The sequence below is a fragment of the Actinophytocola sp. KF-1 genome, from assembly GCF_054661535.1.
Map to the genome: position 1 here is coordinate 289,989 of NZ_BAAFVK010000005.1, position 24,302 is coordinate 314,290.

Genomic DNA, 24,302 nt, shown 5'->3' on the forward strand with positions numbered 1-24,302 from the left:
TGTGATGGCCAGGGAGGTCGATCCGGCCGCGGGCCGGCCCCGCGTGCGCCGTCGAGGCGGGCAGGCCCGGCCGCTGCCACCACCGCAACGCCACGATCCGCACCCCTAGTACAGGGCCGGCCAGCCGTTGCTCCAGCCGACGAGGTTGATGCCCAGCCTGCTGCCCGACGACGTGTAGTAGTGGTAGGCCATCACCCAGCCGTCGGCGTCCGGCCACAGTGCCTGGTGGCCCGGGCCGTGCACGGTCCCGTGCGTGGCGAGGACCTCCGTGCCGCCGCCGCTCGTCAGCCGCACGCCGCCACGGTCGACGTACGGGCCCGTGATCGACGTCGAGCGGCCGACCATCACGCGGTACGTGCTGCTCGTCCCCCGGCAGCAGTAGTCGAACGACACGAACAGGTAGTAATAGCCGCTCCGGTACACGATGAACGGCGCCTCGACCGCGCCGCCCGCACTCGACGGGCGCTGGGCGAGGCTGTACCGCGTGCCGTCCGCCGGTTTGCCGGTGCCCGGGTCGATCCGGACCATCTTGACGCCGGTCCAGAACGAGCCGTACGTCAGCCACCACGCACCCGACTGGTCCACCACCAGGTTGGGGTCGATCGCGTTGTGGTCGCTCGAGTCGTTCGTCTGCACGACGACGCCGTGGTCGGTCCAGCTGCCCGGTTGCGCGGTCGTGCTCGTCGCCAGGAAGATCGCGGAGTTGCGGGAGCCGAACGTGGAGGCCGAGTAGTACAGGTAGTACCGTCCATTGTGGAACGACACGTCGGGTGCCCACAGGGTGTCGCTGCCACCGGTGAACGGGTGCGCCCACGGCGCGCCGCCCGGGAACGCCGAGCCAGCGCGGCGGAACGCGATCCGGTCGGTCGAGGTGCGGATCTCGATCCCGTTGCCGGTCGAGAACAGGAAGTACGCGCCGCCCACCTTGATCACGGCCGGGTCGTGCACCGCGACGTCCCCGGTCACCGCGCCGGGGTACGGGTACTCGGCGGCCGCGAGCGGCGCCCGGACGAGCGCGGTGACCAGCACCGCCACCGCGATGACAGCGGTGCGGAGCGGGGTACGGGGCATCGTTGCCACCCTCTGGGGTTCGAGATACAGGGAAAGCGCTTGCCTTGCGCACCGTAGAACGGCGGACGCACCTCGTCAACTGGACGTCACCGGCGGTGATCATCGTGGAGATCGTCCTGACGTACTTCGGGAGCGCTCCCAGCAGCGGCTTTGCCGCCGGCAACCGCGCGCACGGGGTGCTCGGAACTCTTCCGATGCCCCCGACCTGCGTTGACACCCGCTCGAACCGGGTGCTACCACTTTTCACCAAGCGCGCTGTGAGCGCTCCCAAAATCCCCTGCCTCGGAGTTGAGCCATGCCCAGAACGGTCAGGACGGTCGTGCTCGGCACGTCCCTCGCCCTGCTCGGCGCCGTCGTCGTCGGCACACCGGCACACGCCGACCGGCCGGCCGCCCACGCGGACGCGCTGCACCGGGGAGTGGTGAGCGTCCGGTCCGGGGACGGGAACTTCGTCAGCTGGCGGCAGCTCGCCGGCGACGGGGACGGCTTGCGGTTCAACGTCTACCGCGACGGCCGGAAGGTCAACGCGGCCCCGGTGGGCACGAACTTCGTCGACGCGGACGCGCCCGCGGGCGCGACGTACACGGTGCGGCCGGTGCGCGGCGGCGTGGAGGGTCAGCCGTCGGGCGGGTCGGTGTCGTTCCTCGCGACCTCGACCGACGTGCCGCTGCAGATCCCGCCGGGCGGGACGACCCCGTCCGGCGAGAGCTACACGTACAACGCGGGCGACGCGAGCGTCGGCGACCTGGACGGCGACGGGCAGTACGAGATCGTGCTGAAGTGGGAACCGTCCAACGCCAAGGACAACTCGCAGTCCGGCTACACCGGCAACACCTACCTGGACGCGTACCGGCTGAACGGCACGCGGCTGTGGCGGATCGACATGGGCCGCAACATCCGTTCCGGCGCGCACTACACGCAGTTCCAGGTGTTCGACTACGACGGTGACGGGCGCGCCGAGGTGGCCGTGAAGACCGCGGACGGCACGAGGTCCGGCACCGGCCAGGTCATCGGCGACGGAAGTGCCGACCACCGCAACTCGTCCGGGTACGTGCTCGCGGGCCCGGAGTTCCTCTCGGTGTTCCGCGGCACCGACGGCGCCGTGCTCGACACCGAGAACTTCGTGCCACCGCGCGGCAACGTCGCGTCGTGGGGGGACAGCTACGGCAACCGCGTGGACCGCTTCCTCGCCGGCACGGCCTATGTGGACGGTGCACGCCCGAGCATCGTCATGGCCCGCGGCTACTACACGCGGTCGGTCGTGTCCGCGTGGGACTTCCGGGGCGGCGCGCTCACCCGCCGGTGGACGTTCGACTCCAGCTCGTCGACGAACGGGCCGGCGTGGACCGGCAAGGGCAACCACCAGCTGTCGGTGGCGGACGTGGACGGCGACGGCCGCGACGAGATCATGTACGGCTCGATGGCGATCGACGACAACGGCTACGGCCTGTGGCAGAACAACACCCACCACGGCGACGCCTACCACGTCGGTGACCTCATCCCGTCGCGCGCGGGTCTCGAGGTGTTCAAACCGTCGGAGTCGGGCAGCGACCCCGCGCACTGGATGGGTGACGCGCGGACCGGTCAGATCATCTGGAGCGCCCCGTCGTGCGGCTGCGACAACGGCCGCGGCGTGGCGGCGGACATCTGGTCCGGCAGCCCCGGTGCGGAGGCGTGGTCCTCGGCGGTCGCCGGACTGCGCAACGGCGCCAACGGCAGCCAGGTCGCGTCCCGCAAACCGGGCTCGGCGAACTTCGTGATCTGGTGGGACGGCGACGCCCAGCGCGAGCTGCTCGACGGCACGCACATCGACAAGTACGGCACCGGCGGCGACACCCGCCTGCTCACCGGGTCGGGCGTCGCGTCGAACAACGGCACGAAGGCCACCCCGGCACTGCAGGCCGACATCCTCGGCGACTGGCGCGAGGAGGTCATCTGGCGCACGAGCGACAACCGGGCGCTGCGGATCTACTCGACCACCGACCCGACGAGCATCAGCAGGCCGTCGCTCATGCAGGACCGCCAGTACCGGCTCGCGATCGCGTGGCAGAACAGCGGCTACAACCAGCCCCCGCACCCGAGCTTCGCGATCGGCTGACGTCCGCGGGGAGGCGCCACTCCCCAGGCACTCCGCGAGACGAGAACCGCACCGCCCTGTGAAGCCCTCGTCGTGTCGGTTACCTCCCGGGGGTCGGTCCCCAACAACCTCGCGACCCCACGCCGAGGCGGGTGGCCTCGCAGCAAAGGCGCGCCCTCGCGGAATGCCCTTCCCGAGGGTCCCGTTCGCACAGCGCCCACCTCGCGGAGGCGCTCCCGGAGGCGATCTCGCACCACCCGGAAGGCGGGACACCTGTCGCGAAGGCCGGTTCCGAAAGCAGCGGCGCACCCGGAGGCGACCTTCCCAGGCTGTCCACCGTGGCCCCGTGCTAGTGTTGGGCGATCGTCCAAGGCAATCGACCAACACGGGGTGGGGCATGGCGCCGACAGCGGCGGAACGAGGCAGAGAGGTGCGCCGCAAACTGCTCACCGCGGCGGTGGAGTTGATCACCGAGCGGGGCTGGACCGCGGTCAGCACCCGCGTGGTGGCCGACCGCGCCGGGGTCGCGCCCGGGCTGGTGCACTACCACTTCTCCTCCGTCCAGGCCCTCCTGTCCGAGGCCGCGCTGACCGCGATGCGTGACGTCGGCGCCATGCTCGAACCCGCGCTCGCCCGCGCGACCACCCCGGCCGGGGCGATGGCCGCCCTGGCGTCGGCGCTCGACCCGTACACCGGCGACGACCCCACCTCGGTCCTGTTCACCGAGACCTACCTCGCCGCCACGCGTGATCCCGGCCTGCGGGCCGCGGTGGCCGAGGTGATCGCGGACTTCCGGGCCCGGCTCGCCGCGTGGCTCGGGGACCACGGCGTCGCGGCGCCCGCGGCGACGGCCGCGGTGGTCGGTGCGGCCATCGACGGGCTCGTCCTGCAGCGTGCGCTCGACCCCGCGCTGACCGCCGAGGCGATCACCCCCGTGCTCACCCGTCTCGTGGGAGGACGACCATGACCGTCGTGATCTGCGGCGCCGGGATCACCGGGCTGGCGCTGGCGCATCGGCTCTCCGCCCTGGGGTGGTCGGTCGTGGTGCTGGAGAAGGCGCCCGGTCCCCGCGCCCAGGGCTACATGATCGACTTCTTCGGGCCGGGCTACGACGCGGCCGAGGCGATGGGGCTCCTGCCGCGGCTGCGGGAACTGGGGTACGTCCTGGAAGAAGCACAGTTCGTCGACGCGGACGGCAGGCCGCGGGCCCGGCTGGGGTTCGCGCGGTTCGCGCGGACGGTGCGCGGGCGCCTGCTCAGCATCATGCGTCCCGACCTGGAGACGGCCCTGCGGGAGAGCCTGCCCGCCGACGTCGACGTGCGGTACGCGACCAGCCCGGCGCACGTCGACAACCTCGCCGACGGGGTGCGGGTCACCCTGTCCGACGGCGAGGTGCTCACCGCCGACCTGCTCGTCGGCGCGGACGGCGTCCACTCCGCGGTGCGCGGCATGGTGTTCGGCGCGGAGCGGGAGTTCCTGCGGCACCTCGGTTTCCACACCGCCGCGTGGACGTTCCGCGACCCCGCCATCCGCGCGCGGGTCGGTGACCGGTTCTGCCTCACCGACTCGGTCGACCGGCAGGTCGGCCTGTACGGACTGCGCGACGGCCGGGTCGCCGCGTTCGCCGTCCACCGCACCACCGACGGCACGCTGCCCGGCGACCCCCGGGCCGCGCTGCGCGCCGAGTACGGCTCGCTCGGCTGGGTGGTGCCCGACGCGCTGGCGCAGTGCCCACCGGGTCACGACGTGTACTACGACCACGTCGCCCAGGTCGAGATGCCGCGCTGGCACCGCGGCCGGGTGGTGCTGGCCGGTGACGCCTGCGCGGCCGTCTCCCTGCTCGCCGGGCAGGGCGCGTCGCTGGGCATCGCCGGCGCCTACCTGCTCGCCGAGGAGCTGCACCGGTCCGGGCTCGCCGGTCTCGACGCCTACGAGCGGCGGTGGCGGCCCGTGGTCGCGGAGAAGCAGCTGACCGCGCGCAAGGGGGCCCGCTGGTTCCTCCCCCGCTCGCCCGCGCAGCTGCGGGTCCGGCGGGCGGTCCTCGCGCTGTCCGGGCTGCCCGGCGTGGACCGGCTCGTCGGCCGGTCGCTGGCGGGCAAGCCCGCGGCGGTCGTCGAGTCGGGGCGGGGTGCGCACGTCACCGGTTCGTAAGAGTTCACCGGCCGTGCACACGGCATGATGCGGTGGACGAAACGGACAGGGAGGACCTCGATGGCACGGCTGCGCTCGATCTCGGTGCTGGCGATCAGCGCCGGTCTCGTACTGGCCGGTTGCGGTGACGACCGGCCCGCGGCGGGTGGCGGCACCCCGGCCTCGGCCCCGGCCACCACCACGACGACGGCGACCGCCTCCTCGGCGACCGCCGCGGCCCCGGCGCCCGAGGCGGTCGTGCCGGAGCAGCTGCGGTTCACCGCGAAGACGGTCGACGGCAAGGACTTCTCCGGTGAGTCGCTCGCCGGGAAGCCCGCCGTGCTGTGGTTCTGGGCGCCGTGGTGCCCGAACTGCCAGGCCGAGGCGCCGACGATCGCGGCGGCGGCGCGGTCCGCGGGCGACGTCGCGTTCGTGGGTGTCGCCGCGCAGGACGAGGTGGCGGCGATGCGGGACTTCGTGCGGAAGTACGACCTGGGCTCGTTCCCGCACATCGCCGACACGGACGCGGCCGTGTGGCGGCGGTTCGGCGTCACCTACCAGCCCGCGTACGCGTTCATCAGCGCCGACGGCACGGTCGAGACGGAGACCAGCCAGCTCGAGGCGGACGAGCTGCTCGCCCGCGTCGGCGAGCTGGGCTGATGGACGAGCTGCTGTTCGCGCTCACGGCGGGGATGCTCGCCACGGTCAACCCGTGCGGCTTCGCGATGCTGCCCGGGTACCTGACGATGGTGGTCGCGGGCGGCGACGACGCGACCAGGGTCGCGCGCGTCGGCCGGGCGCTGGCGGCCGGGGCGCTGATGACCGCCGGCTTCGTCGCCGTGTTCGGGATCTTCGGGTTGCTGAGCCTGCCGCTGCGCGGCGCGCTGCAGCGGTACCTGCCGGTCGTGACGGTGGTGATCGGCGTCGTCATGGTCGTCGTCGGGGTGCTGCTGCTCGCGGGCAGGCAGCTCACGCTGCTGCTGCCCAAACCGGCGCGCGGCGCACCGTCGACGCGGCTCGTGTCGATGGCCGGGTACGGCGTCGCGTTCGCGGTCGCGTCGCTGTCGTGCACGATCGGCCCGTTCCTCGCCGCGACCGGCATCGCGCTGCGCGGCGGCGACCTCACCAGCGGGCTCACCACGTTCGTGGCGTACGCGCTGGGCATGGGGCTCGTGGTCGCGGTGCTGGCGGTCGCGGCCGCGCTGGCGAGCACGGCGGTGGCGGCGGGCGTGCGCCGCGTGCTGGAGCACGTGCCGAGGATCGGCGGTGTGCTGCTGCTGGTGACCGGCGCGTACGTGGGCTACTACGGCTACTACGAGCTGCGCCTCTTCCACGGCGACGGCACCGCGGCCGACCCGGTGGTCGACGGGGCGCGCGCGGTCCAGTCGACGCTCGTCGAGTGGGTGGACGCGATCGGGCCACTGCCGTTCGTCGTCGCCCTGGTCGTGCTCGTGGCGGGCGGTGTGTTCCTCGCCGGCAGGCGCCGGGCGGTCAGAAGTCGACGCGCATCACCACGCGGCGCAGCGTGGGGTGGCTGACCTCGGTGAACCCGGCCTCCTCGAAGACCTGGCGGGCGCCGACGTTCAGCTCGCCCCACGTCACCTCCTTGCCCGGCTGGGTGATCATCGGGTAACCCTCCAGGGCGCGGGCCCCGCGCCGGCGCGCGTGGTCGACCGCGGCCTTGGCGAGGTGGTACATGAGGCCGCGGCCGCGGTGGGACGTGCGGACCACGAAGCACGTCACCGCCCAGACGCCGTCGTCGTCCTTGTCCTCGGCGCGGCCGGTCCACGGGATGCGGGTGGTGCGCAGCTTGGGGTACGCCGTCCTCGGTTCGACCGCGACCCAGCCCGCCGGTGCGCCGTCCACATAGGCCACCAGGCCGCTGGTGGCCGCCGCGGCCGGGTCGCCGCACGCGGTCTGCTCCCGCTGCAGCGCGAACCGCTCCTCCTGGGTGCTGTCGCGCCAGATCCAGCCCTCCACCTTGAGCCGCTGGCAGCGGCAGCGCGCCGCGTAACCGGCCTTGCCGAAGATCGCGGTGAGGTCGTCCCACGAGGCCTCGTTGGCGGGGACGACCGTCACCTGGCCGGGCTCGATCGGCGTGTGCACGGCGCCATTATGGCCGCGCGGGCACGACGGCGGCGGTCAGTCCGCCGCCTTGGCGACGGTCAGCGTGCGGAGCCCCAGCCAGACGAGCAGGACCATCACCACGGCACTGCACGCGAAGGCCGCCACCGCGGCCGGGTTGGCGGTGAGCAGGTCCACGGTGGACCGGCCGCCCGCCACGTTCATCGCCAGCGAGGTGCCGCCGCACAGCCCCGCGCCCACCGCGCCCGTCAGGCCGATGGCGTTCGTCAGGCGGCGGGGTGACACCGTGCGCCGGAACGTCGTCACGAGCAGCGCGAGCGCGGCCGCGGCGACCACCACGGTCAGCACGTCCTGCACGGCCGCCAGCACCCTGACCAGCTCCGGGGTGCCGCCCGCGTCCCTGCGCACCGCGCCGGAGGACCACAGCAGGTCCCAGCCGAGCAGCATCCCCGGGAACACCAGCGCGAACAGCACGGCCGCCCACCGGCCCTGGCGCGCGGTCAGTTCGTCCTGGTAGGACGGTGCGACCTCGGGCACCGTGCCGAAGTCCCGCACCGCGAGGGCGGCGGCGCGCTCGGGGGGCGCGCCGCCCGCGCGGTAGGCCTCCGCCGCGTCGATCAGGCCCTCCCGCGCCTCCGCGACCATGCTGCGGCGGGTGCGGCGCGGGCCGTGCAGTGCGCGGGCGAGCGCGACGACGTACTCGGCGATCGGGTCGGCCGTGGTCACGACACACCACCCGCCGGCCGCAGCACCGCGTCGACCACCGTCGTGAACTCCGTCCACTCCGCGCGCTGGCGCGCGAGCGCGTGCCTGCCCGCGCGGGTGAGCGTGTAGGTGCGCCGGTCGCGGCCACCCACGCTGCTCCACGAACCGGACAGCATCGCGGCCCGCTCCAGCCGCCGCAGCGCCGGGTACACGGTGCCCGTCGGCAGGTCCAGCGCACCGCCGCTGCGGGCCTGCAGCGCCTCGATGATCGCGTAGCCGTGCCTCGGGCCGTCCTCGAGCACGGCGAGGATCAGGGCGTCGAGGTGGCCGCGTACGGCTGCGGGTCGCACAGGTAGGGATTCTACGCAACGGGGCCCGGGTCACAATCAGGGACATCCCCGATGCACCAGTAGTCTGCCTACACATACCGTCCCGGGACGTGAACACTCTTGTCCGGCCGGCGGGGACAGACCGCCGGCCCCGTCTGTCCCTGTGGGTCCTGCGGGTGGCCGTGACCGTCCACCTGGTCCTGGTGCTGGCGCAGCCCGTGCTCGCGGGTCTGTTCCTCACCGGGAACGTCGACGCCATCGAGGTGCACAGCGCCGTCGGCGGCCTGGTGGCGACGGCGTCGCTGGTCCTGATCGCCGCGGCGGTCGCCTACGTGGTGCGCCGCGGCAGGCTGTGGGTGCTCCCGGTGATGGTGGTGCTGTTCCTGGCCGTCGGGGGGCAGGTCGCGCTGGGCGCCACCCGCGTGCTCGGCGCGCACGTGCCGCTCGGCGTCGCGATCGCGGTGGCGTCCGCGCTGCTCGCCGTCTGGGTGTGGTCCCCGTCCGCGGCCCGCCCGCGTGGGGGTGCGCGGTGAACCGGCGGTCGTTCCTCGGGCTCCTGTCCGGCGCCGCCGCGGGCGCCGCGCTGGCCGGGTGCGGGCTCGCGGGCACCGGGCAGACCGGTGAACAGCTCGTCAGCACGGCCCGGTTGCCGAAGCCGTTCCGCGTGCCGCTGCCGGTGCCGCCGGTGGCCCGGCCCGTGGGTCCCGACCGGTACCTGATCACCCAGCGCATGGCGCAGGTGGAGATCCTGCCCGGCCTGCGCACGCCCGTCCTGGGTTACGACGGCATCTTCCCCGGCCCCACGATCGAGTCCCGGCGCGGCACGCCGGTCGTCGTCCGGCACCGCAACGAGCTGGCCGTCCCCACGGTCGTGCACCTGCACGGCGGCCACACCCCGCACGAGCACGACGGGTGGCCGCTGGACCTGGTGCTGCCCGTCGGCAACAAGCGCGACTGGCGGGGCCACCACGGCACCGGCGACACCAGCGACGGCGAGCGGGACTACCGCTACCCGATGGCACAGCGCGCGGCGACGCTCTGGTACCACGACCACCGCATGGACTTCACCGGCCCGGCCGTGTACCGCGGCCTGGCGGGCTTCCACCTGGTCCGCGACGACGAGGAGGACGCGCTCCCCCTGCCGCGCGGCGAGCGCGAGCTGCCGCTGATGATCTGCGACCGGTCGTTCGACGAGGACGGCTCGTTCGCGTATCCCGGCCTGGACCAGGAGATGCGGTCGGTGGCGGGCGTGCGGGACGAGTGGATGGAGGGCGTGCTGGGCGACGTGGTCCTGGTCAACGGCGCGCCGTGGCCGGAGCACGAGGTGGACGCGGCGCGGTACCGGTTGCGCCTGCTCAACGCGTCCAACGCTCGCAGGTACCGGCTGGCGCTGACCGTCGAGAACGGACCGGACCTGCCGTGGACGCAGATCGGCTCCGACGGCGGCCTGCTGGCGAAACCCGTGACGCACCAGGCGATCGAGATCGCACCCGGCGAACGGTTCGACGTGGTCGTGGACTTCTCGCGGGTGCCGGTGGGCACGAAGGTCACCCTGGCGAACGGCCTCGGCACCGGCACCACGGCGGACGTCATGCGGTTCCACGTCGTCCGCCGCGCGCGTGACGACAGCCGTGTTCCCGACCGGCTCGCGGAGGTCGAGCCGGTCGCGCCGCCGGCCGGGGCACGCATGCGCACGTTCCGGTTCAGCCGCGGCGTCACCGGCGACCACCGCGGCTGGACGATCAACGGCAGGTCGTTCGCCCCGGGCGACTCGCACGCGGACACCCGGCTGGGCGAGGTGGAGATCTGGCGGCTGGTCACCGACGTGCACCACCCCGTGCACGTCCACCTCGACCCGTTCCAGGTGCTGCGCCGCGACGGCAGGCCCCCGGGCGACCTCGACGCCGGGTGGAAGGACACCGTGGACATCCGCCCCGCGGAGGTGGTCGACATCGCGGTCCGGTTCACCGACTACACCGGGCGGTTCGTCATGCACTGCCACAACCTCGAACACGAGGACATGGCGATGATGGCGACGGTCCGGACGGTGTGACCGGTGCGCGGCGGGCGGGCTTCGCGCGTCCGGTAAGGCGCGTTCAGGACACCACCAGCCACGGCAAACCCGCCTCACCGGACACGGCTCACCCGCGTCAGGCGGCGGCCGACGACGAACCCGGGGCGGCGAGCCACGTGCTGACGCGCCGGGCGGCGGACATGCTCGACCACGCCGCCAGCTCGACGAGCGTGCCGTCGCCGGGGGCGGTGCGCTGGAAGTCCGTCACCAGTTCGTCGTCCACCTGGTACGAGGCGAACGCGATCACCAGTGCGAGCCGGCCTGCGGGGCGGTCCTCCGGCGCCAGGCCGGCCACCTCGTCCGCGACCCACGACCGGCTGATCCCCGGTGCCCGGCCGTCCCACGTGGACAGCCGGGTCCGGACGACGTCGCGCACCGCGACGGGTACCGAGCGGGTGCCCGCCGTCTCGATCGCGGCGTACGCGCGGGCGAACGCGTCGGCCACGACCGGGTTTCCCCGTGCCCACGCCAGATCGTCCGGCACCGGGACGGCGGGCAGCAGGTCCACCGACGTGCCTGGCTCGGCACCGTCCGGGCCCGGCCGCAGCACTCCGCCCAGGACCTTTCGCGCCTTGGGCTTCGCCGACTCCGGGACGTGCGACGGGAACGGCGAGTCGCTCAGGAACACGTTCACCATGCGGTTGTAGTGGTGGAACGCGACCGCGACCCCGATCAGCTCCGCGGCCTGCGCGGCCGGGAACGGCGCCTCGGCCGGTCCCGTCGCCGACGAGCGCGCCCACTCCTCGTAGGCGTCGCGGTGCGCGGTGTCCGGGATGGCGTCCAGCGTCATCCCGTGGACGTCGGCGCAGTACGGGCACGCGTTCGCCAGTGACACGCCGGTGGCCACCGCCTCCTTGCCCGCCCGGTCGGCGGCCCCCCGCGCCAGCAGGGTTTCCCGCAGGACCATCCACGCCGCGGCCAGCGTGTCCGGTGCCGCCGAGTGCAGGGCGACCGGCGGGGCGAGCATCCTGAAGTCGCGCTCCACCTGCCGGTACACCTCGGCCACCACGCCCTCGGCGTGCCTGCGCTTGACGACCCGCACGTGCCGGGTGTCGTTCAGCGACCGGCGCACCGCGAACCGGACGAGCTTCGCAACCATCCGTGCTCCTCAGGTCGACGGGACGGCGCGCGCCAGCACGGCGCCCACCACGAAGTCCGGGTACTTCTCGGCGATCGCGTCCACGTCCGGGAGGACCTTCACATCGCCGAGACCGGCCGCCTCGAACGTGGCGCGCCACGCCGCCGGCGTGAGGAAGCCGTGCGTCGGGCGCTTCACCGGGTCGGTGGCGACGTCGGTGAAGCTGTCGAGGAAGTCGAAGATGATCTCGGCGTGGATGGGCCGGGCGAGCTTCGTCGGCCGCACGCACTCCGACACCACGACCGTGCCGCCCGGCTTGAGCGCCTTGACCGCCTCGCCGATCACGAAGTCGAGGTCGGGCGCCACGTGGAAGCAGTTGACCGAGTAGACCGCGTCGAAGGTGCCCGGCTCGACGCCCTGCGCCGCCCACGGCTGGGTCATGTCCAGCCGTGCCGTCTCCACGACCGTCGACGGCGACGCGGCGGCCCGCGCGGCCTTGTCGCCGTGGCGGGCGAAGGTCTCGGCGACCTCCGTGAACCGGTACCTGGTCACGGCGGGACCGAGCTTGCGCAGCGCGAACTCGGCCGCGCTGCCGCACCCGCCGCCGATCTCGAGGATCTCGAACGGGCCGCCACCTTCGGGCACCAGGCGGGCGAGCGCCTCCGCGCCGACGGTGTTGTTGATGGCGTACAGCGGGTTGTCGTTGTGGAAGTACTTCAGCCACAGCGGCAGCTTGGCCGGCGCGAAGAGGATCTCGTCGCCGGTCGCCTCGCCGGAGAAGAAGAGCTTCGCCTCGTCGACCAGCGTGCGCAGGATGTCCACGGCCACCGCGGCGCCCGGCTCGCGGACCGCGAGCTCCTCCGCGACGGCCGCGAACTCCTGCGGCCGCGCCGGTCCCGGGTAGTACTTCCCGCCCTCCGCCTCCAGGATCCCGGAGTCGGTGAGCCGTTCGTACAGGAACGTCAGCGGGATCGTGCGGCGCCACGGTATCTGCAGGTCCCGTTTGGCCTGCTGGACCGAGATGCCCGCGTTCGACGGCAGTGCGCCGATCGCGTCGAGGATCCCGTGCGCGGTCGCGTCGACGAGCCGCGCGAACGTCTCGTTGACCGCCAGGAACCGGTACGGGAACAGGTCCCGGACCCGCTCGTCGGGGATCGCCGCGCGCAGCTGCGCGAACTCCGCCACCTTCGGGTGCTCCTCCGGCGGGCCGTAGGGGTTTGCCACGGGGTTGCTCATGGTGTTCACCGGCTTTCCGTGCGCGGGTCAGGCCGCGGCGCGACCAGCGCCCGTGCTCCAGTCGTGGACGAACATGGGGAGGCCGCCGCCGAGGCGCAGCGACATCATCGGCTCCGGGGTGACCGAGAAACCGGGCACCCGCGCGAGCTTCAGGTCACGCATCAGCGTGGAGATGATGAAGGTGGCCTCCATCATCCCGAGGTGGTTGCCGACGCAGAACCGGGGTCCGGCGCCGAACGGGATGTGCGCGTAGCGCGGCCGGGTCACCGGGGTGTCCGGGTCGAACCGCTCCGGGTCGAAGCTGTCCGGGTCCGGCCAGTACCTCGGGTGCCGGTGCAGCGTGTACGGGCAGATCAGCACCTCGGCGCCGGCGGGCACGTGGTAGCCGCCGACCTCGTCCTCGGCGACCGCGCGGCGCGGCAGGATCCACACGGGAGGGTGCAGCCGCATCGCCTCCTGCAGCACCATGTGCGTGTACCGCAGCTTGGTGAGGTCCGCGTAGGCGGGCCTGCGGTCGCCGTACACGGCCACCGCCTCCTCGTGCAGCCTGGCGCGCACCTCCGGGTGCTTGCTGACGAGGTCGAGCGTCCAGCCGACGGTGCTCGCCGTCGTCTCGTGCCCGGCCAGCAGCAGCGTGACCAGCTCGTCGCGCATGCGGCGGTCGGCGACCCGCCGGTCGTCCTCCTTGGCGGTGGAGGCGATGAGGCGGGTCAGCACGTCGTCGCCCGCCGCGGACGGGTTGGCTTTCCGGTGCGCCACGAGGACGCCGACGACCTCCTGCAGGTGGGACCGCGCCGAACGGAACGCCCGCTGTCCCTTCAGCGGCAGCCACCTCGGCACCAGCCCGAGCGTCTCCATCTCGAACATGGCCTGGTCCTGCACGGCCTCGAAGGAGTGCTCGACCCCGTCGTACGCGCCGAGGTCGATGTCGAGCAGGGTGGCGCCGAGCACGCCCAGGGTGAGCGCGGTGACCTCGGCGAGCACGTCCGCGGGTGCGGGCGCGCCCGCGCGGGCGCGCAACCGGTCGACCAGGCCGAGCGCCTCGTCGATGATCACGTCCGCCTGCCCGGCGATCCGCTTGTGCTGGAACACCGGCTGGATGGTGCGCCGCTGTTCCTTCCACAGCGCGCCCTCGCTGGTCAGCAGCCCGTCGCCGAGCGCGCGCTTGGCCTCCGTGTAGCCGATGCCCTTGTGGTAGTTGGCCGCGTTGTCCGCGAGCACGTGCTTCGCGTGGTCCGGGTGGTTGAAGATGTAGAGCGTCTTCGGTCCGATCGCCACCCGCACCGCGTCGCCGTACTCCCGGACCGCCTCGCCCATCAGGCCGAGGCGGTCCGCACGGAGTTTGCGGAGGATCCCCAGGGCCGCCCGCCGGGGCGGCCCTGGGGGTACGCGGCCACCGCTCGCGGTCACGCCGCCGCCGGGCGGGCCGCGGGCCCGCCGTCGTCGGCGACGTCGGTGACCGCCGCGAGCGGCGGAGCCGCCTTCTGCTTCTCGGCCTCCGCCTTTTGCGCGGCCGCCTTGTGCACGAAGTGCAGGCTCCACAGGAACATGCCGCGGATCAGGCACACGATCGCCGTGGCGAGGAACAGGCCGTAGGCGATGTGCATGACCATGAACAGGCCGTAGAAGACGGCGACGCCCGCGCCGAACGCGAACTGCGCGCCCGGCCTGGACGGCGTGGTGCCGGGGTCGGTCACCATGTAGTTGGTGTAGAGGATGAACGCGACACCGGTCATGACCGCGAGCGCGCCCGGGATCGCCGTGTCGAACAGGATGCCGCGCACGATCGCCTGGAGGGCGAAGAAGCTCAGCCACCCGGCGATCAGCCACATGCGCTCGGTCAGCTTCGCGTTCAGCATCGTGCCCGTGATGATGATGATCCCCGGCAGGATCCAGCTGCCGATGTCGTTCAGGCCCTCGGTGAAGTGGTACGGCGGCGCGATGCTGCCCCACGGGAACAGCACGAGCACCATGAGGATCCCGAAGTTGGACGGGTTCATGTAGTGCTTCAGCTTGCCGCGCACCGGGGCGCGCAGGATCCACTTCGCCGCCACCGCGAGGGTGACCGCGAACATCATCACCCAGATGCGGTCGTTGACGTAGATCAGCATGTTCAGCGCGATGCTGGTGATGTGCGCGGGGAACAGGAACTCCATGAGGCCCTTGAACCCGTTGCCCGCGTACCGGGGCGCGCGGCCCTCGACCCGGGCGCCGATCTTCTCCAGCACGAGTTCGACGGTGTAGCCGGTGGCGATGGCGACGAACGGCCAGATCCACGGCTGCTCGAACCCGAGGAAGATGTACCCGGCGATGTTGAAGAGCGTGATCGAGATGGCGAACCTGCGCAGCGCGGTGATGTGCTTGGGTTCGCGCAGCTTCGGCGGCTCGCCTGCGGGCGGGTTCCCGCCGCCCGGCTTCGCTTCCTGGACGACCATTTCCGTCACTCCTCCTCGGCCGTGTCGCCGAGCACGAACTGGTGCTTGCCCTGGCTCAGCTGGAACTCCTGCTTGTGCGTCTTGCCCTGGCGGTCACGCCACTCCAGGCACACCTGCACGGGGCCCTGCGCCGCCCCGAGTCCGATGTGGACCTCGGTGCTGCGCTTGCCGCCGTGGCCGCTGCCGCCGTCGACGCGCTGGACGTACTTCGTGCCGTCCGCCGTGGTGACCGTGACCTGCGCGCCGGTGGCGGGCGAGCCCGCGGCCGGGGCGTCCCCGACGACGTCCGCCTGCTCGTGGACCAGCTCCAGGTTCAGGTAGCCACCCGGGTCCGGCGCCTCGTTGTGGTAGTACACCGGCTCGCCGTACTGGCGGGCCACCGCGAAGTCGAGCCGCCCGTCGCCGTCCGCGTCGCCGGTGGCGATGCCGCGGGTCGGGATCGGCACGGCGAGCCCCAGCTCCGGCGCCAGGTCGGTGTAGCGGCCGTCCTCGCCCTTGACGAAGAAGCGCAGGGTCTCGCTGCCCGCGATGTCGTCGCCCGCGTTGGCGTTGGGCCAGAAGAACGGGTTGGACACGAGCGAGTCGTTGGCCATCGCCAGCTCCTGCAGCTGCGGCCAGCGGTTCGTCGACCCGCGGATGAACCCGTTCGTCACGGCGATGTCCAGCTCACCCCGGTTGGCGAAGTCGGCGAGCTTGTTGTCCCACGACCAGCCGGACCACGCGGTGCCGTCGCCGCCGCTGACGTCGGCGAACGGCGCCTCGCCGTCCCGCAGCTGCGCACGCAGGTCCGCCTTGTCCTTGGCCTTGTTGATGTAGTGGAAGTTGCTCTCGACGATGCCCCACGTGACGGTCAGGTTGGACACGAACGCGTCGTACAGGCCGTCGTGGTTGGTGTCGCCGAAGTCGACGCCCATGCCCTTGAACGAGTCCTCGCCGATCCGCTTGGACTTCGGCGTGCCCGGGGTGCGGGTGGTCTCGACGTTGCTGAAGCTCACCTTGCCCGGCGTGGACTGGTTGTACAGCAACCGGTCCTGGCCGAAGTCGTTGGCGATGTACAGCTCCGGCAGCAGGTCGCCGTCGAGGTCGTTGGCGCTGACCGCGAGCGTCCAGCCGTGGCGGGCCTCCTCGGGCAGCGCGTCCTCCGGTGCCGCGGTGAGGTCGACGGTCGGGTTCGCACCGGCCGTCGCGCCCTTGTTCAGCAGGATGTGCTTGCCGCCGCCGTTCTGCGCGTGCGACAGGGAGTGGTTCATCTCCACGCCCCCGTCCTTGCTCGCGTCGAGGATCGGGCTGTCGGGGAAGTAGTTGCCGACGAAGACGTCGTCGTGGCCGTCACCGTCGAAGTCCGCGACGGTCGCCGCGTTGGAGTTCCACTGCGGACCGTCGTACTCCCCGTCGCCGTCGGCGTTGTCGCCCGGCACGGCCTCGGTCGCGACGAACGCGGCCGCCGAGAACCCGTCGTGGTCCGCGGTCTGCAGGTGGATCACCGGGGTGCGGCCCCACATGTAGATCAGCAGGTCCAGCCTGCCGTCCTCGTTGAGGTCGGCGGGCACGCAGCCCATCGGCGCCATCACGTCGTTGACCGGCAACGGGTCCGGGGTCAGCTCGAACGGCTGGTACCGGTCACCGCGCGCGTCCGGCACGGGCGTCACGATCACCTGGTCGGTGCGCGGGTCCACCACGCACAGGTCGTTCGGCAGGCCGTCGCCGTCCAGGTCGTTCATCGCGACCGCGGCGCCCACCGAGGACATCCACGCGTCGATGTGCTTGTACGCCTGGTTGACCTGGCGGATCGACTGCTGCTTGTCCGACGCGGGCAGCGCGACGCTGTGCTCGGTGAACGCGTAGTCGTCCGCCATCGCGTTCCTGGTGTCCGCCGAGCTCTGCGGCAGCGTGACCACGAAGTAGAGAGCGACGACGACCACGAGCGCGATGACACCGGTCAGCTGCCTGCGCAGCATGCCAAGTACCCGGGTCATGTGTTCACACCTCCAAGGGAAACGAATGCGTCGGCGATCCGCTGCCGCCAGACCTCGTAGGCCGGCTTGTCGCCGGCCGGCTGTTCGGGGCGGAGCTCGTCGGCGAGCCGGGCCGCCTCCTGCGGGGTGGTGCCGCAGAGCACCTCGGTGGCCAGCTCCGAGTGGGCCGGGACGATGCCCGCGCGCACGCGTGCGTTCGCGGCGAACGCACTGCCCTGCGCGAGGTTGCCGCGGTACTCGCCCGCGCGGGCCCGCAGCGTCCGCAGCTCCTGCTCGGCCGTGGCGCGGTCGTCCCCGCCGCCCGCGTAGGTGGCCGCGAGCCCCACACCGGCCCACAGGTCGGGGCGGCGCTCCTCGGGGAACGTGTCGAGCAGGTCGGCGACCAGGACCGGGTCGGTGCCGCGGACGAACCACGACGCGCGGCCGATGCCCTGGTCGATGGCGCGGTTCGCGTAGTGCCCGTGCGCGCCGCCCGGCCACGGGAACCTCGGGTCCTGGTACTTGCCGTCGAGGTACTTCGCGGTGTGGAAGTAGGCCTGGTGGAAGCCGTAGCCGTCGAGCACGAGCGGCACCAGCACCGGGTCCAGAGTGGACGGCTTGGGCCAGCGGAACCTCGGCAGCCGCGCCATGGCCCAGCCGATCCCGACGTACGCGAGGTACTTGTACGTCTCGCCCTTCTCGGTCGCGAAGAACCGGCGTGCGTGGTCCGACCGGCCGAACGGCAGCCCGTCGAGCATCGCGAGGCCCATGCCGGCGCCCTCGTAGGCGAACCCGCGCAGCCAGCCGGGCAGCTCCTCGATCCGCGCCTCCGCGTCGGCGGGCGTGCGTGCCTCCACGGCGTGGGCGTATCCGGTGAGAAATGTCTTGCCGACGGTCTCCAGTCGTTCCTGCGCGGCCGGAGATTTCTTGTGGAAGCCGCGCTTGTCGAGAGTGGTCTCGACGACGTTCGGTGTGAGAAGGCGCCGCCGCAGCGCCCGCCATGAACTGCTCAAGTGCCATCCCCTAACCATCAGCAAAACGATGCCGTGATTTCTCTTGAACCAGAGTCAGGCGCGTGCTCGGCACCGCGCATCTCCGCCGATGCGCTGTCACGCTTTCTCCGGCGCAGGTGGACGGCACACGAGGAGATGGCAGGCCCCGCACCGCTTTGGCAACCTTGACGAGGCAGATGAACGCGTGTCGAGGACTGTCGCCGAACTCGGCTTCATTGCCGCGTGTGCGGCGCGGCGCACAATTCCAGCGCCGCTTCAGGTCGAGTGGTCGTCGAGAATAGGCGGTACAGGTTGAGCACCGAGCGGATCGCGATCGTTGGCATCGGACTTCGTTACCCCGACGCCTCCAGCACCGAAGATCTCTGGGAGAACGTCCTGGCCGGGCGCCGCGCCTTCCGCAGGCTGCCCGACCAGCGGATGAACCAGGCGGACTACTACTCACCGGACCAGGACGCGCCGGACCGCTTCTATTCCAGGAAAGCGGCGGTGCTGCGGGACTTCGAGTTCGACCGGCTCAAGTACAAGGTGGCGGGCAGCACCTACCGGTCGACCGACCTCACGCACTGGCTGGCACTGGACGTGGCCGCGACGGCACTGGCCGACGCGGGCTTCCCCGACGCGGCCGGGCTGCCGCGCCAGTCCACGGGTGTGGTCTTCGGCAACAGCCTCACGGGCGAGTTCTCCAGAGCGAACCTGATGCGGCTGCGCTGGCCGTACGTCCGGCGCACGCTCGCCGCGGCGCTGGCCGCGAAGGGGTGGGACGACGACGAGACGGCCGCGTTCCTGCGCGACCTGGAACCGGTGTACAAGGCGCCGTTCCCGGCGATCGACGAGGACACCCTCGCGGGCGGGCTCGCCAACACCATCGCGGGCCGCATCTGCAACTACTTCGACCTCGGCGGCGGCGGGTACACAGTGGACGGCGCGTGCTCGTCGTCGCTGATCTCCGTCGCGACCGCCGCGAAGGCGCTCGCCGACGGCGACCTCGACGTCTGCCTGGCGGGCGGCGTCGACCTGTCGATCGACCCGTTCGAGGTGATCGGCTTCGCCAAGACCGGGGCGCTGGCGTCCGGCGAGATGAAGATCTACGACGCCGACTCCAACGGTTTCTGGCCGGGTGAGGGCTCCGGCGTCGTCGTGCTGATGCGCGAGGAGGACGCGATCGCGCGCGGTCTGCGCATCTACGCGTCGATCACCGGCTGGGGCATGTCGTCGGACGGCAAGGGTGGCATCACCCGCCCGGAGGCCGCGGGCCACCGGCTCGCGATCAGCCGCGCCTACACGCGCGCCGGCTACGGCGTGGAGACCGTCGGCTACTTCGAGGGCCACGGCACCGGCACCGCGCTGGGCGACGCCACCGAACTGGAGGCGATCGGCTCGGCCCGCCGCAACTCCGACCCGGAGGCCCCCGCGGCCGCGATCAGCTCGCTGAAGGGCAACATCGGCCACACGAAGGCCGCGGCGGGCGTCGGCGGTCTGATCAAGGCGGCGCTGGCGGTGCACCACCAGGTCATCCCGCCCGCGACCGGGCACTACGACCCGCACCCGAAGCTCACCGGCGACGACCCGGCGCTGTACGTGCCGAGCGCGCCGGAGCTGTGGCCCGCCGACCGGCCCGTCCGCGCCGGTGTGTCCGCGATGGGCTTCGGTGGCATCAACACGCACATCGCGCTGGAGCAGGCGCCCGGCACGAACCGGCGGACCGCGCTGCCCGCCGAGGTCGGCACGCTCAACAGCGGCCGCCAGGACGCCGAGCTGCTGCTGTTCGACGCCGTCGACCACGCGGCGCTGCGCGAGCACGTCGCCGGTCTCGCCGACGTGGTGGCCAAGGTGTCGTTCGCCGAGGTCGCCGACCTGGCGGCGGAGCTGTCCGCGCAGCTGTCCGGCGGCCCGGTCCGCGCCGCGGTCGTCACCACGAGCCCCGAGGACGCCGTCGCGAAGCTCGAGCGGCTGGTCGCGGCGATCGACGCGGGCGAGGAGCGGCTGGCGACCGCGGACGGGGTGTACCTCGACCAGGGCACCACCGCGCCGAAGATCGCCTACCTGTTCCCCGGCCAGGGTTCCGGGCGGGGCGCCGTCGGCGCGATCCGCCGCCGCTTCGCCGCCGCGGAGGACGTGTTCGCCACGGCGGGCGTGCCCATCGGCGGCGACCAGGTGGCCACCCAGGTGGCGCAGCCGCGCATCGTCGCCGGGTCCGTCGCCGCGCTGCGGGTGCTGCGCTCGCTCGGCGTGGACGCGGACGTGGCCGTCGGCCACAGCCTCGGCGAGCTGACCGCCCTGTCGTGGGCGGGCGCGCTCTCCGACGAGGAGGTGCTGCGGCTGGCGAAGGCGCGCGGCGAGGTCATGGCGAACGCGAGCCAGGGCGGCGGCGCGATGGCGGGTCTCGCCACCACGCCCGCGAAGGCCGAGGAGCTGTTCGGGGGCGACCCGGTGGTGATCGCCGGGTACAACGGGCCGAAGCAGACGGTGATCGCGGGTGACGCCGGTGCGGTGGACCGCGTGTGCGAGCGGGCGCGGGCCGCGGGCATCACCGCGAACCGGCTCAACGTCTCGCACGCCTTCCACTCGCCGCTGGTGGAGCCGGCGTCGATCGCGATGACCGACCGGCTGGCGGAGTTCGACTTCACCGCGCCCTCCCGCGCGGTGGCGTCCACGGTGACCGGCGACCTGCTCGACCCCGGCACCGACCTGCGCGTGCTGCTGCGCGACCAGGTCCTGTTCCCGGTCCGGTTCCACGAGGCGGCCGCCAGGGCCGCCGAGGGCGCCGACCTGGCGGTGGAGGTCGGGCCGGGCCGCGTGCTCGCCGGCCTGCTGCGCGACATCGCGCCGGACACCCCGGTGCTGTCGGTCGACACCGACAACGCCTCGCTCACCCCGCTGCTGTCGGTGGTCGGCGCCGCGTTCGCGCTGGGCGCCAAGGTGGACACCGCCGCGCTGTTCACCGACCGGGTGGTGCGCCCGCTGCCGCTGGACGGCGCGTTCACGTTCCTGGCGAGCCCGTGCGAGGCGGCGCCGGACCTGTCGGTCGGGCTGACCGAGTTCGGCGCGCTCGAGCCGGCCGCCCCCGCGGCGGCCGAACAGGCCGCCGAGGCGGCCGACGGCGACGGGCCGTCCACGCTGGACCTGCTGCGCAAGCTCGCCGCCGAGCGCGTCGAGCTGCCGCTGGACACCGTCACCGCGGCCACCCACCCGCTGGACGACCTGCACCTGAGCTCGATCACGGTCGGTCAGCTCGTCAACGACGCCACCCGCCAGCTCGGCCTGCCGACGCTGGAGGCGACGACCAACTTCGCGACCGTGACGCTCGGCGAGCTCGCCAAGCTGATCGACGAGCTGGCCGAGTCCTCGGACGGCGCGGACACGGGCAGCAACGAGGTCGCGGGCGTCGGGCAGTGGGTGCGGCCGTTCTCCGTCGACTACGTGCCGGCCAGGACGCCGAGGGTGGACGTCGGCACCGGCCCGGCGGGCAGCTGGGAGGTGTACGCGCCTGCCGGTCACCCGCTCGCGGAGCGGCTGCGGGTCGCGCTCGAGGAGGCCGGCATCGGCGACGGTGTGCTGCTGTGCCTGCCGGACAGCGGTGAGGAGCACGTCGGCCTGATCCTGGCGGCGGGCAAGGCGGCCGTCGCCGCGGCGCCCGGCACCCGGTTCGTCGCCGTGCAGCACCGCTACGGCGCGTCCGGCCTGGTCAGGACCGCGTTCCTGGAGGCGGCCGAGGTGCCGACGACGATCGTGTCGCTGCCCGACCTCGCCCCGTCGACGGCCGCCGAGGTCGACGACGCGGTGCGGCGGGTGATCACCGAGGCCGCGGCGACGACGACGTTCAGCGAGGTCCGCTACACCGAGGAGGGGCAGCGGACGACGCCGGTGCTGACCGTGCTGCAGCCGCCCGCCGATGAGGTCGCGGGCACCCCGCTGGACAGCTCCGACGTCCTGCTGGTCACCGGTGGCGCCAAGGGCATCACCGCGGAGTGCGCGCTGGTCATGGCGCTGGACTCGGGCGCGAAGCTCGCGCTCGTCGGCCGGGACGCGCCCGCCGACGACGAGGAGATCGCGGCCAACCTGGCCAGGATGACCGCGGCGGGCGTGACCTGCCAGTACGAGCGCGCCGACGTGACGAGCCCGGAGCAGGTGGCCGCGGCCGTCGCCAGTTTCGAGGCGGGGCTCGGCCCGATCACGGCCGTCATGCACGGCGCGGGCCGCAACGAGCCGTCCGCGCTCGGCAACCTCTCCGAGGAGCGGTTCCACCAGACGCTCGCCGTCAAGATCGCCGGGCTCCGGGCGGTGCTCGACGCGGTGGCCGAGGACCGGATCAAGCTGCTCGTCACGTTCGGCAGCATCATCGGCCGGGCCGGGCTGCGCGGCGAGGCGCACTACTCGACCGCGAACGACTGGATGTCCGAGCTGACCGTCGACTTCCAGCGCAGGCACCCGAACGCGCGGGCGCTGGCGATGGAGTGGTCGGTCTGGTCCGGCGCGGGCATGGGCGAGCGGCTCGGCGTGGTCGAGGCACTCGTGCGGGACGGCATCACGCCGATCTCCGTCGAGGAGGGCCTGAAGGTGCTGCGCCAGGTGCTCGCGGACGAGTCGGCAGGCCCGGTGGTGACGATCACCGGCCGGATGGGCGGCCTGCCGACCCTGCCGCTGGACACGAGCCGGGAGCTGCCGCTGACCAGGTTCGTCGACCGGGTGCTCGTGAACTACCCGGACGTCGAGCTGGTCACCGAGGTCGAGCTGTCCGCGGGCAGCGACCCGTACCTGTCCGACCACCTGCTGGACGGCGACCTGCTGTTCCCCGCCGTCGTCGGCATGGAGGCCATGGCCCAGGTCGCGACCGCCGTGCTCGGCCGCACCGCGGCCCCGCTGCTGGAGGACGTCGAGTTCCTGCGGCCGATCGTGGTCCGGCCGGGCACGACGACCACCATGCGGCTCGCGGCGCTGGTCCGCGACACCGAGACGGTGGCGGTGGCCATCCGCGCCGAGGACACCGGGTTCAGCGCCGACCACTTCCGCGCCACGCTGCGGCTGCCCCGGCCGGGCGTGCCCGACCCCGGCACGCCGCGGCCCGCGGTCGCGCTGCCGCTGGTGCCGGTCGACCCGGTCACCGAGCTGTACGGCGGCGTGATGTTCCAGGGCAAGCGGTTCCAGCGGGTGCTCGGCTACCGGCGGGCGAACGCCCGGCACGCGGTCGCCGAGCTGGGCACCACCACCCCGGCGCCGTGGTTCGCCGCCTACCTGCCGCAGGAGCAGGTGCTGGCCGACCCCGGCACCCGCGACGCGGTGATGCACGCGCTCCAGTGCTGCGTGCCGGACGCGACGCTGCTGCCGCAGGGGGTGGCGCGGCTGTACCTGGCCGAGCCCGCCGACCAGCACGTCGAGTACGTGGTGCTGGACGCCCGCGAGCGCGCGCAGGACGGCGACAGCTACGTCTACGACATCGACGTGCTCGAACCGGACGGCCGGGTGGTCGAACGGTGGGAGGGGCTCACGCTGCGTGCCGTGCGGCAGAAGGACAGCTCGGGCCCGTGGGTGTCGGCGATGCTGTCCGGCTACCTGGAGCGGGCGCTCGAGCGGGAGCTCGGCGGCAGCCGGTCGGTGGTCGTCGAGCCGGACCCGGACCCGGGCACGCCGTCGGACCGGCGGGCGCAGACGCAGCTGGCCGCGAGCCGTGCGCTCGGCCGCGAGGTGACCGTGCGGTACCGGCCGGACGGCAAGCCCGAGATCGACGGCGCCGCGGTGTCGGCGTCGCACGGCGCGGGCGTGAGCCTGGTCGTGACCGGTGCCGGCCGCCTCGGCTGTGACGTGGAGACGGTGGTGCACCGCACCGAGGAGGACTGGGCCGGCCTGCTCGGCGCCGACCTGGGCCGGGTCCGCGACCTGGTGGCCGCGGAGTCCGGCGAGGCTGCGGACACGGCGGGGACGCGGGTCTGGTCCGCGCTGGAGTGCCTGCGCAAGACGGGTACGACGACGCGGGACCTCACGGTCGACCGGGTCTCGGCGGACGGCTGGATCGTGCTGTCGTCCGGCGACGCCAGGATCGCCACGTGGGTGACCACCCTCAACGACCTGTCCGACCCGGTCGTGTTCGCCGTCCTGTCGGGAGAAGGGTGAGTGAGC

At 72.9% G+C, this 24,302-nt stretch carries 18 protein-coding genes; 8 read left to right on the forward strand and 10 right to left on the reverse strand.

Annotated features, from left to right (window positions below; all coding sequences use genetic code 11):
- Window positions 1–105: 105 nt before the first annotated feature.
- Window positions 106–1,071 carry an arabinan endo-1,5-alpha-L-arabinosidase gene (locus tag ACYQ77_RS17390; RefSeq protein ID WP_459712472.1) on the reverse strand — a complete coding sequence of 322 codons (966 nt, stop codon included), beginning with the start codon at window positions 1,069–1,071 and terminating at the stop codon, window positions 106–108.
- A 295-nt stretch (window positions 1,072–1,366) separates the two neighbouring features.
- Here ACYQ77_RS17390 and ACYQ77_RS17395 point away from each other — a divergent pair, with 295 nt between their 5' ends.
- From ACYQ77_RS17395 to ACYQ77_RS17415, 5 genes are all read left to right on the forward strand, one after another.
- Window positions 1,367–3,169 (forward strand): rhamnogalacturonan lyase, encoded by a 1,803-nt coding sequence (locus tag ACYQ77_RS17395; RefSeq protein ID WP_459712474.1) that lies wholly within the window; start codon window positions 1,367–1,369, stop codon window positions 3,167–3,169.
- A 376-nt stretch (window positions 3,170–3,545) separates the two neighbouring features.
- On the forward strand, window positions 3,546–4,115 hold the full coding sequence (locus ACYQ77_RS17400; RefSeq protein WP_459712476.1) for a TetR/AcrR family transcriptional regulator: 570 nt from the start codon (window positions 3,546–3,548) through the stop codon (window positions 4,113–4,115).
- Window positions 4,112–5,299 (forward strand): FAD-dependent oxidoreductase, encoded by a 1,188-nt coding sequence (locus ACYQ77_RS17405; protein WP_459712477.1) that lies wholly within the window; start codon window positions 4,112–4,114, stop codon window positions 5,297–5,299. The genes ACYQ77_RS17400 and ACYQ77_RS17405 overlap by 4 nt, the downstream gene beginning before the upstream one ends.
- Before the next feature lie 60 nt (window positions 5,300–5,359).
- Window positions 5,360–5,938: a redoxin domain-containing protein gene (locus ACYQ77_RS17410; RefSeq protein WP_459712479.1), complete on the forward strand. Its 579-nt coding sequence runs from the start codon at window positions 5,360–5,362 to the stop codon at window positions 5,936–5,938.
- Entirely contained in the window at window positions 5,938–6,816 is an 879-nt protein-coding gene (locus ACYQ77_RS17415; RefSeq protein ID WP_459712481.1) for a cytochrome c biogenesis CcdA family protein, read from the forward strand. The genes ACYQ77_RS17410 and ACYQ77_RS17415 overlap by 1 nt, the downstream gene beginning before the upstream one ends.
- Here ACYQ77_RS17415 and ACYQ77_RS17420 read toward each other — a convergent pair.
- From ACYQ77_RS17420 to ACYQ77_RS17430, 3 genes are read right to left on the reverse strand one after another with little or no spacing between them, the layout of a single operon-like run.
- The gene (locus tag ACYQ77_RS17420; RefSeq protein ID WP_459712483.1) at window positions 6,770–7,384 is read right to left on the reverse strand and encodes a GNAT family N-acetyltransferase; all 615 of its coding nucleotides are present in this window, start codon (window positions 7,382–7,384) and stop codon (window positions 6,770–6,772) included. The genes ACYQ77_RS17415 and ACYQ77_RS17420 overlap by 47 nt on opposite strands.
- Window positions 7,385–7,420: 36 nt before the next feature.
- Complete coding sequence (locus ACYQ77_RS17425; RefSeq protein ID WP_459712484.1) at window positions 7,421–8,089, reverse strand: permease prefix domain 1-containing protein; 669 nt, start codon at window positions 8,087–8,089, stop codon at window positions 7,421–7,423.
- Window positions 8,086–8,418, reverse strand: coding sequence for a PadR family transcriptional regulator (locus ACYQ77_RS17430; protein ID WP_459712487.1), 333 nt, complete (start codon window positions 8,416–8,418; stop codon window positions 8,086–8,088). Before ACYQ77_RS17430 ends, ACYQ77_RS17425 begins: the two co-directional genes overlap by 4 nt.
- Window positions 8,419–8,507: 89 nt before the next feature.
- On the opposite strand from ACYQ77_RS17430, the gene ACYQ77_RS17435 reads away from it, so the two are divergent.
- Both ACYQ77_RS17435 and ACYQ77_RS17440 read left to right on the forward strand, forming a co-directional pair.
- Window positions 8,508–8,930, forward strand: coding sequence for a hypothetical protein (locus ACYQ77_RS17435; protein ID WP_459712489.1), 423 nt, complete (start codon window positions 8,508–8,510; stop codon window positions 8,928–8,930).
- Window positions 8,927–10,450, forward strand: coding sequence for a multicopper oxidase family protein (locus ACYQ77_RS17440; RefSeq protein ID WP_459712492.1), 1,524 nt, complete (start codon window positions 8,927–8,929; stop codon window positions 10,448–10,450). Before ACYQ77_RS17435 ends, ACYQ77_RS17440 begins: the two co-directional genes overlap by 4 nt.
- Before the next feature lie 97 nt (window positions 10,451–10,547).
- On the opposite strand, the gene ACYQ77_RS17445 is transcribed toward ACYQ77_RS17440, so the two are convergent.
- Genes ACYQ77_RS17445 through ACYQ77_RS17470 form a run of 6 tightly spaced genes read right to left on the reverse strand, consistent with a single transcriptional unit; the run spans window position 10,548 to window position 18,188 of the window.
- Entirely contained in the window at window positions 10,548–11,570 is a 1,023-nt protein-coding gene (locus ACYQ77_RS17445) for a carboxymuconolactone decarboxylase family protein (RefSeq protein WP_459712495.1), read from the reverse strand.
- Window positions 11,571–11,579: 9 nt separating this feature from the next.
- Entirely contained in the window at window positions 11,580–12,785 is a 1,206-nt protein-coding gene (locus ACYQ77_RS17450) for a class I SAM-dependent methyltransferase (protein WP_459712497.1), read from the reverse strand.
- 27 nt (window positions 12,786–12,812) lie between these two features.
- A complete protein-coding gene (locus ACYQ77_RS17455) occupies window positions 12,813–14,195 on the reverse strand; it encodes a cytochrome P450 (RefSeq protein WP_459712499.1) in 1,383 nt (460 codons plus the stop codon).
- Window positions 14,192–15,220 (reverse strand): enediyne biosynthesis protein, encoded by a 1,029-nt coding sequence (locus ACYQ77_RS17460; RefSeq protein ID WP_459712501.1) that lies wholly within the window; start codon window positions 15,218–15,220, stop codon window positions 14,192–14,194. The genes ACYQ77_RS17455 and ACYQ77_RS17460 overlap by 4 nt, the downstream gene beginning before the upstream one ends.
- A gap of 5 nt (window positions 15,221–15,225) precedes the next feature.
- Window positions 15,226–17,196 carry a CRTAC1 family protein gene (locus ACYQ77_RS17465; protein WP_459712503.1) on the reverse strand — a complete coding sequence of 657 codons (1,971 nt, stop codon included), beginning with the start codon at window positions 17,194–17,196 and terminating at the stop codon, window positions 15,226–15,228.
- Window positions 17,193–18,188, reverse strand: a complete 996-nt coding sequence (locus ACYQ77_RS17470) for a DUF1702 family protein (RefSeq protein WP_459712506.1) — start codon at window positions 18,186–18,188, stop codon at window positions 17,193–17,195. The genes ACYQ77_RS17465 and ACYQ77_RS17470 overlap by 4 nt, the downstream gene beginning before the upstream one ends.
- Before the next feature lie 291 nt (window positions 18,189–18,479).
- Here ACYQ77_RS17470 and ACYQ77_RS17475 point away from each other — a divergent pair, with 291 nt between their 5' ends.
- Window positions 18,480–24,296: a type I polyketide synthase gene (locus tag ACYQ77_RS17475; RefSeq protein WP_459712508.1), complete on the forward strand. Its 5,817-nt coding sequence runs from the start codon at window positions 18,480–18,482 to the stop codon at window positions 24,294–24,296.
- Window positions 24,297–24,302: the final 6 nt, after the last annotated feature.

Excerpts from the sequence above, each read along its gene's own strand:
- ACYQ77_RS17410 (WP_459712479.1), top strand. The coding sequence starts at position 5,360 with ATGGCACGGCTGCGCTCGATCTCGGTGCTGGCGATCAGCGCCGGTCTC.
- ACYQ77_RS17445 (WP_459712495.1), bottom strand. The coding sequence starts at position 11,570 with ATGGTTGCGAAGCTCGTCCGGTTCGCGGTGCGCCGGTCGCTGAACGAC.
- ACYQ77_RS17400 (WP_459712476.1), top strand. The coding sequence starts at position 3,546 with ATGGCGCCGACAGCGGCGGAACGAGGCAGAGAGGTGCGCCGCAAACTG.
- ACYQ77_RS17405 (WP_459712477.1), top strand. The coding sequence starts at position 4,112 with ATGACCGTCGTGATCTGCGGCGCCGGGATCACCGGGCTGGCGCTGGCG.
- ACYQ77_RS17395 (WP_459712474.1), top strand. The coding sequence starts at position 1,367 with ATGCCCAGAACGGTCAGGACGGTCGTGCTCGGCACGTCCCTCGCCCTG.
- ACYQ77_RS17390 (WP_459712472.1), bottom strand. The coding sequence starts at position 1,071 with ATGCCCCGTACCCCGCTCCGCACCGCTGTCATCGCGGTGGCGGTGCTG.
- ACYQ77_RS17460 (WP_459712501.1), bottom strand. The coding sequence starts at position 15,220 with ATGGTCGTCCAGGAAGCGAAGCCGGGCGGCGGGAACCCGCCCGCAGGC.
- ACYQ77_RS17450 (WP_459712497.1), bottom strand. The coding sequence starts at position 12,785 with ATGAGCAACCCCGTGGCAAACCCCTACGGCCCGCCGGAGGAGCACCCG.
- ACYQ77_RS17415 (WP_459712481.1), top strand. The coding sequence starts at position 5,938 with ATGGACGAGCTGCTGTTCGCGCTCACGGCGGGGATGCTCGCCACGGTC.
- ACYQ77_RS17465 (WP_459712503.1), bottom strand. The coding sequence starts at position 17,196 with ATGACCCGGGTACTTGGCATGCTGCGCAGGCAGCTGACCGGTGTCATC.